Genomic DNA, 17,414 nt, shown 5'->3' with positions numbered 1-17,414 from the left:
AAGTTACTCTTTTTTATTGCTCCTAGGATGAGCTTGGTTATACACTTTTTTAATGGCCTCAAGACTATTGTGAGTATAGACTTGAGTGGAGGCTAAACTAGAATGCCCTAGCAATTCTTTAACCGAATTTAAATCTGCCCCTTCGTTTAACAAGTGAGTAGCAAAGGAATGTCTCAAAATATGAGGACTCTTTTTCACCTTTGAAGAGACTCTACTAAAGTACAAATTTATAATTCTGTATACAAGCGTTTCGTAAATTTTATTTCCTTTTTTTGTGATAAAAAGATCATCTAAATCCTTAGAAAATTCTACCTTTAATTCTAAATATTTTTTTAGAGTACTTAAAACGCTTTGCAAAAGTGGCACAAAACGTTCTTTATTTCTTTTTCCTAAAACTTTAATTGTTTTGTTAGAAAAACTAATGTCACTTTCTTTTATATTGATGAGCTCTATTCTTCTTATGCCTGTAGAATAAAATAATTCTACCATTAACTTATTTCTTACTGCTATAAAATCGTTTTCTGCATGATGTACATCGAGTACCGATTTTACTTCTTTAGCACTAAATGGTACCTGAACTTTTTTAGATACTTTTAAAGCTTTATGTTTTGAAAGTGGATTTATTGTTATTTGTTCGCTCTTTTGAAGAAATTTATAAAATGATTTTAATGAACTAACTTTTCTGTTAATAGTTCTATTCGAAATTTCAGCATCGACAAGAGAAACGATCCAACTTCTAATTTGAGGATAATGAACCTCTATTAATTCTTTTTGGTCGAATTGTATCTGAATAAATTCCGCAAATGATATTAAATCGTTCTTATACGCCGTAACTGTGTTGTCAGAATATTTCTTTTCAAATGATAAATAATCTAGAAATGCTTCTATCAAAATAGGAGTTATTGGTTATAAATAAATGTAAATTTACAAAAAATAGCGCATAAAAAAACTCGTATTGAAAAATCAATACGAGTTTAATATTGTAAAATTTTCAGTAAAAATTCCTCAAAAAGTTAGGAATTCATTGCACTTATCATGTTGATGGTTTCTTTAAAAACTACTCAAAATTAAGTTCCTTTAACCTACTTCTTCTTGTGTTCTTAATCTTTGTACATAAGAGGCTTTAATGTTTTGAGCTCTTTTTGCTACTGACGGCTTTGTAAAGTTCTTTCTTGCACGTAAGTTTTTCATCGTTTTTGTACGATCAAATTTTCTTTTGTAACGCTTTAAAGCTCTATCTATATTCTCTCCTTCTTTAATTGGTATAATTAACATATGTTGGCACCTCCCTTCATCGTATCTTTATATTTTGTATAGTCCTTAAACTATTGGTTTATTTTTTGGACTGCAAATGTAATTATTAAATACTTACTACAAATTAAAATTTGCAATTTATTTTTAAACACTCAATTTGCGTTAGGGATTGAACGGTTTGTTTGAGCTCTTTTTTATTTTTCATAAAAAAAGCGAGTAGTGAAAGCCCGACCTTTATCTTGAATCCTTTCAAGATAAAGGAACGCCCTTAAAAAAACATTAAGTTTTCCATGTTCAAAGTTAAAAAAATCCTGCAAGTTTTTGGAATACTTGCAGGATGATGTTTTACAATAAATTTGATTTCAGAAGATTAAGCACAAGATTTACAACACTTTATATCAATAACTATTTTTTCCGAATCAAAAATGATTTTCGCAAAAAGTAATTACCTCATTATAATTAAGTTGTTGGTTTATAATCCTTTTTATCGATGATTTTTTTTCCGAATCAAAAATGATTTTCGCAAAAAGTAATCACCTCATTATAATTAAGTTGCTGGTTTATACTCCTTTTTGTCAATAACCATTTTTGCGAATCAAAATGATTTTCGCAAAAAATAATTACCTCATTATAATTAAGTTGCTGGTTTATACTCCTTTTTGTCAATAACCATTTTTGCGAATCAGAATGATTTTCGCAAAAAGAATCAGCTGACTATAATTACGTTGCTGGTTTATATTCTTTTTTATCAATAACCATTTTTGCGATAATCTCTTTTAAGATTTCAGAGGTTCCGCCTCCGATTGGGCCTAATCTACTGTCTCTTAACAAACGCGCCATAGGATATTCTTCCATATAACCATACCCACCTAACATTTGTAAAGCGTCATAAATTACTTCATCTGCCATTTTAGTGGATAACAATTTAGACATACTTGCTTCTTTTACAACATAATGACCATCATTTAAGCGTTTGGCAATGGAGTAATTATATTCTTTACACATATCTACTCTACTCGCCATTTCGGCTATTTTATGGCGTAATGCTTGAAATTTATCCAAAGATTTACCAAAAGCAGTGCGCTCGTGCATATAATTGATTGCATATTCTAAAGCAAATTCTGCTCTAGCATGCGCATTTACTCCCATAATTAAACGTTCTGAAGCAAAATGTTGCATAATGTACGGAAAGCCTTTGCCTTCTTCTCCTAATAAATTTGAAACCGGAATCTCTACGTTATCAAAAGCAATTTCTCCTGTATCACTTGCTTTCCAACCTAGTTTATTTAACATTGTTGCAGATACTCCTTTTGAACTTCTATCTACTACAAACATACTAATTCCTTTATACTTCTCTGAAGGATCAGTTTTTGCAGCAACTACTAAATAATCTGAATGAACACCGTTGGTAATGAATGTTTTTGACCCGTTTAAAATATATTTGTCCCCTTTCTTAATTGCTGTAGAGCGCATTCCAGCAACATCAGAGCCTCCAAAAGGTTCTGTGATGCATAAACACCCTATCATATCTCCTTCTACACTTGGAACTAAATATTTATTTTTAATAAAATCATCACCCTCTTTATTTAAGTGGGTCATTGCTAAATATTCGTGTGCCCACATGGCAGCTGCAAATCCGCCGGAATTAATTTTCTGTAATTCTTCTAAAAATATTACGGTGTAAAAAAGATCGAGATCCATTCCTCCGAATTCTTCTGGAGTTGACAATCCGAAATACCCCATTTCCCCAAACTTTTTCCAAATGAAACGTTCTATCGAACCATTTTTTTCCCATTTTTCGATGTGTGGAACTACTTCTTTTTGTAAAAAATCTTTAAAACTTTGGCGAAATGCTTCATGCTCTTCAGTAAAATACATGCTATTCATTAATTACGAATTTGAGTTATTTATTCTGCCAACAAATATAGTACTATTCTAGCATACTTATCTATTGGGAAATCTTTGATGTTTTTTAATTCTGATATGTTTTGGAGCTCAGCAACCTCATCTCGATAATTAAAAATCTTAATGCATAAATCGTAATCTATATACGGGTTTTTTAGCAATTCCTTAAACGTTACTGTGTTTATGTTTATCTTTTTGATGACTGGTTTTTGGTCAATTTTAAAAGTTAAAAGTACTTTATCTGCTATTTCTTTTTCTAAACCCCAAACCTCATACAACTGATTGTTAAAAGAAAAACCCTGTAATTTAGAACGATACTTAATAATTCTTTCTGAAAAAGCAGGACCAATTCCGTTTATGGTTTGCAAATCTTTTGCGGTTGCTTTGTTGATGTCTGTGGTTGTTAAAACTATTTCCTTATTAGATTTTTTAAAATAAGACTTAGATTCTTGTTTAGAGGAAGAATTATTAGATTGATTTCTTTTTACAACCCAATCTGGAAACTTAAAATATGGCGAAATTTTAGCTAATAAAGAATCAGAAACTTTGGTAACTTTTTGAAATTCCTTTTTTGAATTGATAAATTTATTCGTTTTTCTAAAAGCGAGTAATCGATCAATTTCATCTAAAGACATGCCTAATTGTTCTCCTTTGTAGTCTGTAATATAGTTTGGGTTAAAGGGATAAATTTTAGGTTTTCTATTTTCTATTTCTATAATCTTTAAACTATCTATTTGATTTTGAAACGCACGTATTTTTGATTGATTTATAGCTACAGTTTTATCCGAAGAAAAAACATCAAAAACAATAGCACTTTGAAAAACAACAATAAGTAATACCAAAAAGAAAATCCCATTTCTTTGGCTATTATTGTACCAGAAATGGGATTTATATATTTTCATAAAAACTATTTATGCTTTGCTAGCTTTAATTGCATCCATAAATCTCACTAATTCTTCTTTAACTTTTGGTGCTAGAAAAATTAAACCGATCATATTGGGAACCATCATTGCAAAAACCATAGCATCAGAGAAACCAATTACAGAACCTAAACTAGCTGCCGCGCCAATGACAACGAATATACAGAATATTACTTTGTAAGTATATTCCATTTTTTTAGACCTTCCAAAAAGATAAACCCAACCTTGAAAACCATAATAAGACCAAGAAATCATAGAACTAAAGGCAAATAAAACTACAGCTACAGTTAATACATATGGAAACCAAGAAATTGCAGACTCAAAGGCTCCAGATGTTAATAAGATAGCTTGCGCATCATTCAAAGAAGCATTTTCTGCATTTACGTTTCCAGTAATAATTAAGACTAAAGCTGTCATAGTACAAACGACAACGGTATCTATAAAAGGTTCTAACAAAGCAACCATACCTTCACTTGCTGCATATTTTGTTTTTACAGCTGAATGTGCAATAGAGGCAGATCCAATACCGGCTTCATTAGAAAAAGCTGCTCTTCTAAATCCTTGCACTAAAACTCCGACTGCTCCACCGGCAATTCCTTCTGGACTAAATGCTCCGTTAAAAATTTGCAAGAAAGCACCTCCAATCATATCATAATTTGCAAAAATCACAAAAATTGATGCCGCTACATAAATTGCCACCATAAAAGGAACAATTTTATCGGTTACTTTTGCTATTTTTTTAATTCCTCCGATAATTACAATCCCTACCAAGATTGCCATAACAAGACCAAAAGCCCATCCTTTTCCGTGTAAAAAAGAAACGCCACCAACTGGCGTTGTAATATTCTCAACTAATTGAAAAGCTTGATTTACTTGAAACATATTTCCGCCTCCGAAAGAACCTCCGATTACAAAAATTGCAAATAATCCTGCTAAAATTTTTCCTAATGTTTTATTTTTTAAACCTTTTGTTAAATAGTACATAGGACCTCCATAAACCGTTCCGTCGGCTTCAATATCCCTGTATTTTACCCCTAAAGTACATTCTACAAATTTAGAAGCCATTCCTAAAAACCCGGCAACAATCATCCAAAAAGTAGCACCTGCACCACCAATAGAAACGGCAATTGCAACACCGGCAATATTTCCTAAACCAACGGTTGCGGACAAAGCGGCGGTTAATGCCTGAAAATGAGAAACCTCTCCATCATGGCCCTCTATTCTAATGGTATCTGGATTGTCTTCTTCGTCTGTAAATTCTGATTTAGCTATTTCTACATGATGATCTTCTCTTCCTTCTAAATCATCATATTTACCTCTAACAATGTTAATTGACGTAATAAAACCTTTAAAATTAATAAAATTAAAATAGAAGGTAAAATAAGTTGCTCCTAAGATTAAAGGAAATAAAACCCAATAAATGTTAATTGTATCTGTAAAGGGGATTTGGTAAAAAATAAAATCAACAAACCATCCTGTTGCATTTCCAAATGCCTCGTCGATTTGCTGATCTAACCCTTTCTCTTGAGCAAAGGTAAAAAATGGTGCTATTAAAAAGAGTAGTGATAAAAGTTTTTTATTCATAATATCTTATTATTAGTTTTTCAATTAGTTTGCGCAATATCATAAAAAAATGAAGTTCTAACAACTTTTGAGCGTTAAAAGTATTTTTTTAAGTAATGCTTTCTTTAAATTTTTGTAAACTTTCTTTAAATGGTCTCGGATAGAAATCTAATTCTTTATGAGTCTTAGATAAATCAAAACCAGTTTTAGGAGGCCTTTTTCCTATTTGGTTTAAGCTGGATGACGAAATTGGTTTTATCAAGCTTTTATCTAACTGAAAAACCTCGGCAATTTGCTGTGCAATTTCGTATACGCTGAACAATTTATTTGATGAAACATGATAAATTCCTGTTGCCCTTTTGTCCATAGTAATTTTACAAGCCCTAGCCAAATCTTTGACGTATGTTGGCATTCTATATTGATCATTGACAACCGTAATTTCTTTACCAGCTTCTAGCATTTGTTTTACCCAAAGCACAATATTACTTCGGCTCATATCAAATACTTTTCCGTATACAAGAATGGTTCTTAAAATTGCAAAGTTAATTTTTGAATTTACAAGAACTTCTTCAGATTTCAACTTTGATACTCCATAATAACTCACCGGATTTGGTGTATCGGTTTCCTTATAATTTCCTTTTATTCCATCAAAAACAAAGTCTGTAGAAAGATGAATTAAATGAACACCTAGTTCATCAGCGATTTCTGACAACCACTTTACAACAGAAACATTTAATAAATCACATGCTTCTTTTTGATTTTCACAAACATCCACTAAAGTCATCGCCGCAGTATTAATAATAAAATCTGGATGAATATCTTGAAGCTTTTTTTTAAGATTTTTTTGATTGGTAAGATCTATAGAAACATAAGAAAAATCTTTTCTACCACTTCTATTTTCTCCTCTTGAAAAACCAAAAACTTGATATTTCTCTTTTTGCTTTAGTAATAAATTTAATAGTGATTGACCCAATAAACCGTTACTACCTGTAATAACTACTTTTATCATTTTAAAAAATTTCTCTTAATTTTAATATCTGTTCTGGCCTTCCTAAAACGATTAATTGAGAATCTTCAATTAGCTTACAATTTGCTTCCGGATTTATAATATAATCTTTATTTGGGGTTCTATACCCTATTACCGTACAACCTGTTTTTTTTCTTAAATCTAAATCTAAAATAGTTTTATTCAAATACATCAGAGGTAAATCATTTACCGCAATTTCCTCTAAATTTGCGGTCGTTTCTCCCTCAATTGTTAATCGGTCTACAAACTCAATAACATCAGGAGTTGCTATTAAAGATGCCATGTGATTGCCTCCTAATTTATCTGGCATAATTACATTATCTGCACCTGCAATTTTTAATTTACCATAAGAACTTTCTTTAGAAGCTCTACTAATTATGGTACAACCTTGATTTAATTGTCTTGCACTTAAAACTACAAATAGATTATCTGCATCCGAAGGTAAAGTAGTAATTAAATTAGATGCCGTTAAAATACCTGCATTTAGCAACACATCATCTGTGGTAGCATCTCCATGAACATTTAGTACGTTTTCAGAATCTAAAAAATCAATAACATCTCTAAAATTATCTATCACTACAAAATCAATATTGTAGTTTTTTAATTTTAAAATTGCTTGCCTACCATTTCTACCAAAACCACAGACAATCGTATGCCCCGCTAATCTATTTATTTTTTTTTCCACGTTTCTTTGTTTAAAATGATCAAATAGTTTTCCGCTAACTAAATATTCTGAAAATGAAGATATTGCATATCCAAACACCGTAATACTTGTTAAAATTAAAAAAATTGTAAATACTTTTTCTTCTGGAGAAAATGGCCTTAATTCGCCAAAACCTACTGTAGTCACTGTAATTACAGTCATGTATAAAGCATCGATAAAAGTATAGTGCGACAACCACATATAACCTAGGGTACCGATTGCCATAATTGATGCAACTAAAACTAGAATTTTATTTATTTTAGAATCTAAAACCTTCATAACCTATAAATCAAAAACCGAGCTTCTTTTTGTATAAATTAAATCTTTTAACTTTATTAAAAATGCAAAAGTTAAATAAAACCCAAAAGATAAACCTACAGTAAAAAAGGTTACATAAATAAAATAGATGCGCACATTTTTTGCATGCATACCCAACCTATCGGCTAGTCTTGAAAAAACTCCAAAGCCATGTCTTTCAAAAAAATGACGAATAGCGTGCATTGATTTCATTTGTAAAATTTTAAATGCAAGATACTATAATCTGCCTATTTGATCTCTACTTTTTTATCTAAAATGATTTCTATTGATTAACTTTGCGCTTTTGCCAAAACCACCTTTTTTTGAAAGACCAAGAATATATAGAAGTTTACGGAGCTAGAGTTCATAATTTAAAAAATATTGATGTAAAAATTCCACGAGAAAAGCTAGTGGTCATCACTGGTTTAAGCGGAAGTGGAAAATCTTCTTTAGCTTTTGATACTATTTATGCCGAAGGACAAAGGCGTTATATAGAGACTTTTTCTGCCTATGCACGTCAATTTCTAGGAGGACTAGAAAGACCCGATGTTGATAAAATTGACGGCCTTTCTCCAGTAATTTCTATAGAGCAAAAAACAACGAATAAGAGTCCGCGTTCTACCGTGGGCACCATCACTGAAATTTACGATTTTTTACGATTATTGTTTGCCCGAGCCGCAGATGCCTACTCTTACAATACAGGTGAAAAAATGGTGAGTTATTCTGATGAACAAATTAAACAACTTATTTTAAAAGATTTTGCGGATAAAAAAATAGCCATTTTAGCACCTTTAATCAAATCTAGAAAAGGACATTATCGCGAACTTTTTGAACAAATTTCTAAACAAGGTTTTTTACGAGTTCGGGTTGATGGAAAGATCAAAGAAATTGAAAAAGGCATGAAGTTAGATCGCTATAAAACCCACGATATAGAAGTGGTTATTGATCGATTAGCCATTAGCAAATCCGCAGAAAAAAGACTTGAAGAAACCATAAAAACAGCCTTGTATTCTGGCAATAATATCATGATGGTGATTGATATTGAAGATAACAATCCTCGTTATTTTAGTCGTGAGTTGATGTGCCCCACAACAGGAATTGCTTATCCAAATCCTGAACCGAATAATTTTTCTTTTAATTCGCCAAAAGGAGCTTGTGATACCTGCAATGGTTTAGGAATCACAAATGAAATCAACCTAAAAAAAGTAATTCCAGACACCGATGTTTCCATAAAAAATGGCGGTATTGTTCCTTTAGGAGAACAAAAAAATAGCTGGATTTTTAAACAAGTTCAAAATATTGCAGAACGGTATCAATTTAAACTAACGGATGCCATTAAAGATATCCCCAAAGAAGCCTTAGAGATTATTTTGCATGGTGGCAACGAATCTTTTGAAATTGAGTCTAAAACGGTAGGCATCACAAGAAATTATAAAATTGATTTTGAGGGCATCGTAGCTTTTATCACTGGACAATATGACCATGCAGAAAGCACTTCTATAAAACGCTGGGCAAAAGGTTTTATGGATGAAGTAACCTGCAACACTTGCAGCGGCAAAAGATTAAAGAAAGAGGCACTTCATTTTAAAATTAAGGATAAAAATATTAGCGATTTAGCGCAATTAGACGTCACTGAATTAGCGAATTGGTTTGCAACGATTCAAAAAGATTTATCGGAAAAACAACTGACCATTGCATCAGAAATTCTAAAAGAAATAAGCACTAGAATACAATTTTTACTCGATGTTGGCTTAGATTATTTAACTTTAGACAGAACGTCAAAATCGCTTTCTGGTGGTGAAGCTCAGAGAATTCGTTTGGCAACTCAAATTGGATCTCAATTAGTGGGCGTTTTATATATTTTAGATGAACCGAGTATTGGTTTACACCAACGAGATAATCAAAAATTAATAGATTCTTTAATTAAATTGCGTGATGTTGGTAATTCTGTTATTGTGGTAGAACACGATGAAGATATGATTAAAAAAGCCGATTTTGTTTTAGATATTGGTCCAGGAGCCGGAAGACATGGTGGAGAAATTGTGAGCCAAGGCACTTTTAATTCTATGAAAAAAGAGCGCACTTTAACCGCAGATTATTTAACCGGAAGAAAAAAAATTGAAGTTCCAAAAACAAGAAGAGAAGGCAACGGAAAAAGCATCAAACTAAAAGGAGCTTCAGGAAATAATTTAAAAAATGTATCGGTTGAGTTTCCTTTAGGAAAAATGATTTGCGTTACTGGAGTTTCTGGAAGTGGAAAATCTACATTAATCAATGAGACGCTCTACCCTATTTTAAACGCTCATATTTATAGAGGTGTTAAAAAACCAATGCCTTACAAAAAAATTGAAGGCTTAGAACATGTCGATAAAGTAATTGATATAGACCAATCTCCTATCGGCAGAACCCCACGATCTAACCCAGCAACATACACCAAAACTTTTGATGAAATTAGAAGTTTATTTGCAAAAACACCAGAAGCTGCCATTCGTGGATACAAACCAGGACGCTTTTCTTTTAATGTAAAAGGTGGCCGTTGCGAAACTTGCCAAGGAGGTGGCGTTAGAGTCATAGAAATGAACTTTTTACCAGATGTGCATGTAGAATGTGAAACCTGCCAAGGAAAACGTTTTAACCGAGAAACGCTAGAAATTAGATACAAAGGAAAGTCAATTTCTGATGTTTTAAATATGACGATTGAAGATGCTACAGATTTCTTTCAATTGATTCCTAAAATACACAGAAAATTAAAAACAATAAAAGATGTTGGCTTAGGATACATCACTCTAGGACAAAGATCTACAACACTATCTGGTGGTGAAGCCCAGCGTATAAAATTAGCCGCAGAACTATCTAAAAGAGATACGGGAAACACCTTTTATATTTTAGATGAACCCACAACAGGTTTGCACTTTGAAGATATTCGAGTTTTAATGGAAGTCTTGAATAAACTAGCCAATAAAGGCAATACGGTATTGATTATTGAACATAATTTGGATGTTGTAAAATTAGCTGATTATGTAATTGATGTTGGTATGGAAGGTGGAAAAAAAGGTGGAAAAATATTGGTAACCGGAACACCTGAACAAGTTGCAAAACACAAAACAAGTTATACTGCCAAATTTTTGAAAAAAGAACTTTAAAATTATAAGGCATTCTAACCATAATAGTATCTTCTAAACTTTAAAAGGTCGTTAATTACGAAAATACTTCTATATTTTACTCAAAAATAAAAGGATTATTTTTTATTTAGGGGTAAAAAATCAAAAAAATTACTTGACAAAATATTGCAATAAAATTTAAAAAAAGAACTAATTTAGCCAGCATTTATTTTTTTAAAAATAAAACAATAATCCATTTTTTAAAAACAGAAATACCATGACCAAAGACGATAGAAAAATAAGAGAGCAGCTGCAACAAAAAACTTGGAACGAAATAAAAACAAATGATTCTTGGGCCATTTTTAAAATAATGGCAGAATTTGTAGACGGTTATGAACGTTTAAGTAAAATTGGCCCTTGTGTATCTGTTTTTGGCTCTGCTAGAACAAAACCAAGTGACCCTTATTATAAACTAGCAGAAGAAATTGGTTTTAAATTAACGCAAAATGGGTTTGGTATCATTACTGGAGGTGGACCAGGAATAATGGAAGCTGGAAATAAAGGAGCCAGAAGAGGAAAAGGACTTTCGGTAGGTTTAAATATTGAATTACCTCATGAACAACATGACAATCCTTGGATTGATCAAGGAAAAAATTTAGACTTCGATTATTTTTTTGTCCGTAAGGTGATGTTCGTAAAATACTCTCAAGGTTTTGTAGTAATGCCAGGAGGTTTTGGCACCATGGATGAACTTTTTGAAGCGATTACTCTAATTCAAACTAAAAAAATTGGACGTTTTCCTATTGTTTTAGTAGGTAAAAAATTCTGGGGAGGCATGATGGATTGGATCAAAAACACACTCATAAAAGAAGGTAATATTAATGAAGATGATTTAAATCTTTTCAGATTGGTAGATACCGCAGATGAAACTGTTGATCACTTTGTTAAATTCTATGAGAAACACAAATTAAAACCTAATTTTTAAGAGTGTTCATAATATCTTTTGTAGATGGCTTACTTTTTGATGTTAAAACAAAAAAGTATAAAATCATATTAAAAAGTCTTTAGAAAAATGCTTTTATTTTTTAACTCAGTAAGGAACTAGAATCCGATGTTCTTTTTGAAATTAATAACACTTTAAAATTTGCGAAAGCTTAATTTGAAATCTTTTTTACACATATTATTCTTCCTTTTTTTTGGATGTGTATTTTTTCAAGCACAAAATAACACTATCGCTATAGAGGCTAAACTAAATTCAGTTAGCAGAGAGTTATTAATAAAACAAGAGATTGTTTTTATCAATACTTCAGATTCAATTTTAAAAAATATTTTTCTACACAATTGGCCCAATAGTTTTAGAGACCGAAAAACACCTTTATCAAAAAGATTTATTAAAGATTTTAAAAAAGAATTATATTTTACCAAAGAAAAGAATTTAGGAAAAACAACAATAAAGAATCTTACCCTAAATTTTGAAAATGTTCAATTTAATGAATTAGAAAACAATGCTGATATTTTAAAAATTGCGCTTAATAAACCTTTAATTGCCAAGGATAGCGTAAAAATATTTTTAACGTATACTGTAAAAATACCAAACGCAAAATTTACGGGGTACGGCAAAACAAAAGAAGGTTTTCATCTACGTTTTTGGTATATAACTCCAGCAGTTTACAATAACGGCTGGCAGTTAATGAGCAATTTAAATATTGATGATTTATATGAAAAAGCAACAGATTTTAAGATCAATTTAAAAATACCAAAAGAGTATATTTTAGAAAGTAATTTAAATCAAAATAAAATTGAGCTCGCCAATTTTAATAATTATTATTTAGAAGAAAAAAATAGAACAGATGTTACTTTAGGAATTAATTACATAAAACAACTTAAATCTTTTAAAACTAAAAATACTACAGTTCATACCAATTTGCTCAATAAAGAAATTAGCGACGAATCTGCAACCGAAATTTTAAATAGAGAATTCCATTTTATTGAAACATTTTTAGGCAAATACCCACATAAAGATATTTGTATCGATAAAATTACACAAAGCAAAGATCCGATATACGGACTAAATCAGTTACCAAATTTTTTACGGCCTTTTTCAGATACTTTTAAATGGGACATTACCATGTTTAAGGCACTGAGTAGAAAATTTATAGAAAACACAATGCTCCTAAACAAGAGAACAGATCATTGGTTTTTAGAAGGAGTACAAAATTATTTAATGATTGAGTATATTGAAAAATTTTATCCAGACGTAAAATTATTAGGTGAAGTTTCAAATTATTGGCTTTTAAAAAGATTTAATTTTTCTAAGTTAGATTTTAATGATAAATATCCGTTTGTATATCAATTTATTTCTCGTAAGTTTTTAGACCAAGCTTTAACCACACCAGCAGATTCACTTTCTAATTTTAACAGAAAAATTGCCAATAAATACAAAGCTGGATTAGGTTTTAGATATTTAAAAGGTTTTTTAGGCGATACAATTCTAAATAGCAGCATTAAAGATTTTTATCAAAAAAAACAATCTAAAATTGCAACTAGTCAAGATTTTAAAGAGATTTTAGCAACTAAAACAGAAAAAAATATTGACTGGTTTTTTAATGATTTTATTAAAACAAATAAAAAAATAGATCATACCATAGAAAGTGTTTCTATAAAAAAAGACAGTATAGAAGTAACGATACAAAATAAAAGAAATATTACGACCCCCGTTTTATTATATGGACTAAAAGACAAAGAAATAAAATTCAAAAAATGGATAACAAATGTTGAAAACTACAAAACGGTAAGCATCCCTAAAAAGGGAATTAACAAAGTAGCTCTCAATTATGAAAATTTATATCCAGAAATCAATACACTTGATAACTGGAAAGGTTTGCAAAATAAAATATTTAACAAACCTCTAAAATTAAGCTTAATAAAAGATATAGAAGATCCTTACTATAACCAAATTTTCTACCAACCTAACGCCAGTTATAATTTTTACAATGGTTTAATTTTAGGAGTAAAACTTCATAACAAACCTTTAATTGCTAGAAATTTAGAACTTACTTTTGCTCCGTCTTACGCAACAAAAAGTAACACAGCCATCGGTTCTTTTTCTGTATTATATAATCAATTTTTCGAAAAAACTAATATTTACAAAATCATGTACGGAGTTGCAGGGCAGACATTAGATTATGCTCCTGAATTGTCTTACAGATCCTTTGTACCTTTTGTAAATGTTATTTTTAAAAGAAAAGATTTAAGAGATGCAACTCAAGAATCTATAACAGCTAAATTATTGCATATCAACAAAGAAATACCTTTAGATCAAATTAAAAGTGATGAAGATAATTATGATGTCTTTAGCCTAAGTTACAACTACATTAACCCAGATATAATTAAAGAATTTAGATATAATTTCAGTTTTGAATATGCTAAAAACTTCTCAAAACTTGCAACAGACCTGCGTTTTAGATCTTTATCAACCTCAGATACACAGTTAGATTTTAGGCTATTTATAGGTACATTTTTGCATAATAATTCTGTTGGAGATTATTTCAGTTTTGGTTTAGACAGAGCCAATGACTATTTATTTGAACTAAATTATTTTGGTCGTTCAGAAAGTTCAGGTATTTTTAGTCAGCAATATATTATTGCAGAAGGAGGCTTTAAATCTGTTTTACCAACCAGATTCGCAAATCAATACATGATGTCTTTTAATGCGAGTATTGGTATATGGAGATGGGTTGAATTTTACAATGATGTTGCCTTTTTAAAGAATAGAGATAATCCTATTTATTTTGGCTATAACAACGGAATACGGCTTAATTTTATCCATAACATACTCGAAGTTTACTTTCCTCTCTATTCAAATAATGGGTGGGAAATATCACAACATGCATATCCTCAAAACATTAGATTTACGTTGACAGGAAATATAAGTTCAATTTATAATTTCTTTAGAAGAGGATTTCTGTAGAAATAAAACAATCTAAAATCAATTATATAATCCTCAACAAAGACTAAGTTTACTCTTGTTTATTTACCATATTCTTAGATAAGCATGAATACTTTTAAATATCAATTAAAAAAACTATATTTGTACGAGTAAAAACGAACCATATGTTGCAAAAAACAGTTACTTTAAATCAACAAGAAATCTCTTTTAACGACTTCAAAAAAGAAGTTTTAAGTGATTATAAGATTGCAAAAATTAGCAGAGAATGTAGCTTATTAGGCAGACGAGAAGTACTCACCGGAAAAGCAAAGTTCGGTATTTTTGGTGACGGAAAAGAAGTGCCACAACTTGCTATGGCAAAAGCCTTTAAAAAAGGAGATTTTAGATCTGGTTATTATAGAGATCAAACTTTTATGATGGCCATTGGCGAGCTTACCGCGCAACAGTTTTTTGCAGGTTTATATGCACATACCGACATCAAAGCAGACCCAATGTCTGCAGGAAGACAAATGGGTGGTCATTTTGCAACCCATAGTTTAAACGAAGATGGTAGCTGGAAAAATTTAACAAAACAATATAATTCTAGTGCAGATATTTCGCCAACAGCAGGTCAAATGCCACGTTTGTTAGGTTTAGCGCAAGCATCAAAAATTTACAGAAATGAAAAAAGTGTGCAACACAAAACTAATTTTTCTAACCAAGGAAATGAAGTTGCATGGGGTACAATTGGAAATGCAAGCACAAGCGAAGGCTTATTTTTTGAAACTATAAATGCTGCTGGAGTACTACAAGTACCCATGGTAATGAGTGTTTGGGATGATGAGTATGGTATTTCGGTACATGCTAAATATCAAACAACAAAAGAAAGTATTTCAGAAATTTTAAAAGGTTTTCAAAGAGAACACGAAAAAGATGGTTATGAAATCTTTGTAATTAATGGATGGGATTATGTGCAATTGGTTGATGTTTATCAAAAAGCGGCAAAAATTGCAAGAGAAGAACATGTACCTGTTTTAATTCACGTAAAAGAATTAACACAACCTCAAGGGCATTCTACCTCGGGTTCTCATGAAAGATATAAAGATAAAGAGCGCTTACAATGGGAGAAAGAACATGACTGTATCACCAAATTCCGTGAATGGATTCTAGATTTTGAACTAGAAACAGAAACTGGCGATATTTTACGTTTTGTAGCATCTGAAGAAGAACTCATTATATTAGAAAAAGAAGCTAAAAAAGAGGTTACCAATGCGAAAAGAAATGCTTGGAATGCTTTTTTAAATGAGATAAAATCTGAACTTTTAGTTGCCGTTCAATTGTTAGAAAATGTTGCTGCTAAAAGTAATAACGGAACATTTATTACTAAATTTAAAAACGATTTATCAGCAATAGGAGAACCAACACGAAAAGATATTTTAGCTACTGCAAGAAAATGTTTACGTTATTTAAAAGATGAACATTTTTCTAAAAAAATAGAACTCCAAAATTTCATAAAAACATCTCTACAAGATGCGCATAACAGATATTCATCGCATTTATTAAGCGAAACCGAATTAACTCCTTTAGGGGTTTTAGAGAATAAACCAATCTACGACCAAACTAAAAATTTAGTAGATGGAAGAATCATCATGAGAGATAATTTTGATGCAGTTCTTTTAAAACATCCAGATGTGGTTATTTTCGGTGAAGATGCAGGTTTTATTGGCGATGTAAATCAAGGACTAGAAGGTTTACAAGAAAAATATGGAGCTACTAGAATTTCAGACACTGGTATTAGAGAAGCCACCATTATTGGTCAAGGAATTGGTTTAGCAATGAGAGGATTAAGACCGATAGCAGAAATACAATATTTAGATTATTTATTGTACGCGCTTCAAATTATGAGTGATGATTTAGCAACTTTACGTTATAGAACTTTTGGCAAACAAAAAGCCCCCTTAATTATTAGAACTAGAGGGCATCGATTAGAAGGAATTTGGCATGCAGGTTCGCCCATGGGAGGCATTATAAACAATGTGAGAGGAATGCACGTTTTAGTACCTAGAAACATGACGAAGGCAGCAGGATTTTATAATACTTTATTAGAAGGTGATGACCCTGCTTTGGTTATAGAATGTTTAAATGGTTACCGACTAAAAGAAGAACTGCCAACAAATTTAGGCGATTTTAAAACACCTATTGGGGTAGTAGAAACTGTAAAAGAAGGTAAAGATATTACTATTATTTCTTACGGATCAACTTTACGAATAGTACAAGAAGCAGAAAAAGATTTGGCACAAGTTGGCATTGATATTGAAATCGTTGACGCCCAAAGTTTATTACCTTTTGATGTGGCCCATGATTGTGTAAAAAGTGTTGCCAAAACAAATAAATTATTAGTGGTCGATGAAGATGTTCCTGGAGGAGCTTCTGCTTATCTTTTACAAGAAATTTTAGAAAACCAAAACGGATACCAATATTTAGATAGCAAACCCGCAACATTAACTGCCAAAGAACACAGAACAGCCTATGGTACTGACGGCGATTATTTCTCAAAACCATCTGCAGAAGATGTATTTGAAAAGGTTTATGAAATAATGCACGAGTTTAATCCACAAAAATTTAAAAGTCTGTATTAAAAAATATGAACTAAAATATAAAGCTCAATCAAATCTGATTGAGCTTTTTTTATTTTAACACAATCCATAAAGCAAAT

Annotated in this window: 12 protein-coding genes; 4 read left to right on the top strand and 8 right to left on the bottom strand. The window is 31.1% G+C overall.

Annotated elements, in window-relative coordinates:
• Positions 1 to 3: 3 nt before the first annotated feature.
• The 8 genes from K8354_RS03085 to K8354_RS03050 form a co-directional block, all read right to left on the bottom strand.
• Positions 4 to 894 (bottom strand): tyrosine-type recombinase/integrase, encoded by an 891-nt coding sequence (locus K8354_RS03085; RefSeq protein WP_223447574.1) that lies wholly within the window; start codon positions 892 to 894, stop codon positions 4 to 6.
• A gap of 183 nt (positions 895 to 1,077) precedes the next feature.
• Positions 1,078 to 1,275, bottom strand: a complete 198-nt coding sequence (rpsU, locus tag K8354_RS03080) for a 30S ribosomal protein S21 (RefSeq protein WP_223445307.1) — start codon at positions 1,273 to 1,275, stop codon at positions 1,078 to 1,080.
• A gap of 699 nt (positions 1,276 to 1,974) precedes the next feature.
• Complete coding sequence (locus K8354_RS03075) at positions 1,975 to 3,141, bottom strand: acyl-CoA dehydrogenase family protein (protein WP_223445306.1); 1,167 nt, start codon at positions 3,139 to 3,141, stop codon at positions 1,975 to 1,977.
• 20 nt (positions 3,142 to 3,161) lie between these two features.
• Positions 3,162 to 4,061, bottom strand: coding sequence for a ComEA family DNA-binding protein (locus K8354_RS03070; protein ID WP_223445304.1), 900 nt, complete (start codon positions 4,059 to 4,061; stop codon positions 3,162 to 3,164).
• 9 nt (positions 4,062 to 4,070) lie between these two features.
• Entirely contained in the window at positions 4,071 to 5,663 is a 1,593-nt protein-coding gene (locus tag K8354_RS03065; protein ID WP_223445302.1) for an alanine/glycine:cation symporter family protein, read from the bottom strand.
• An 88-nt stretch (positions 5,664 to 5,751) separates the two neighbouring features.
• Entirely contained in the window at positions 5,752 to 6,651 is a 900-nt protein-coding gene (rfbD, locus tag K8354_RS03060) for a dTDP-4-dehydrorhamnose reductase (protein WP_223445301.1), read from the bottom strand.
• Between the two features lies 1 nt (position 6,652).
• Positions 6,653 to 7,651, bottom strand: a complete 999-nt coding sequence (locus tag K8354_RS03055) for a potassium channel family protein (protein WP_223445300.1) — start codon at positions 7,649 to 7,651, stop codon at positions 6,653 to 6,655.
• A 3-nt stretch (positions 7,652 to 7,654) separates the two neighbouring features.
• Positions 7,655 to 7,873 carry a PspC domain-containing protein gene (locus K8354_RS03050; protein ID WP_437440124.1) on the bottom strand — a complete coding sequence of 73 codons (219 nt, stop codon included), beginning with the start codon at positions 7,871 to 7,873 and terminating at the stop codon, positions 7,655 to 7,657.
• 119 nt (positions 7,874 to 7,992) lie between these two features.
• On the opposite strand from K8354_RS03050, the gene uvrA reads away from it, so the two are divergent.
• The 4 genes from uvrA to K8354_RS03030 all read left to right on the top strand — a co-directional run bounded on the left by uvrA (position 7,993) and on the right by K8354_RS03030 (position 17,337).
• Positions 7,993 to 10,812, top strand: a complete 2,820-nt coding sequence (uvrA, locus tag K8354_RS03045) for an excinuclease ABC subunit UvrA (RefSeq protein WP_223445298.1) — start codon at positions 7,993 to 7,995, stop codon at positions 10,810 to 10,812.
• A 235-nt stretch (positions 10,813 to 11,047) separates the two neighbouring features.
• Positions 11,048 to 11,755 (top strand): LOG family protein, encoded by a 708-nt coding sequence (locus K8354_RS03040; protein ID WP_223445297.1) that lies wholly within the window; start codon positions 11,048 to 11,050, stop codon positions 11,753 to 11,755.
• A gap of 174 nt (positions 11,756 to 11,929) precedes the next feature.
• Positions 11,930 to 14,740, top strand: coding sequence for a gluzincin family metallopeptidase (locus K8354_RS03035; RefSeq protein WP_223445296.1), 2,811 nt, complete (start codon positions 11,930 to 11,932; stop codon positions 14,738 to 14,740).
• A gap of 143 nt (positions 14,741 to 14,883) precedes the next feature.
• Positions 14,884 to 17,337 (top strand): alpha-ketoacid dehydrogenase subunit alpha/beta, encoded by a 2,454-nt coding sequence (locus tag K8354_RS03030; RefSeq protein ID WP_223445294.1) that lies wholly within the window; start codon positions 14,884 to 14,886, stop codon positions 17,335 to 17,337.
• Positions 17,338 to 17,414 lie beyond the last annotated feature (77 nt).

This window comes from Polaribacter litorisediminis (assembly GCF_019968605.1).
Classification (GTDB): Bacteria; Bacteroidota; Bacteroidia; order Flavobacteriales; family Flavobacteriaceae; genus Polaribacter; species Polaribacter litorisediminis.
This window is presented reverse-complemented; position numbering and strand designations above follow the sequence as displayed.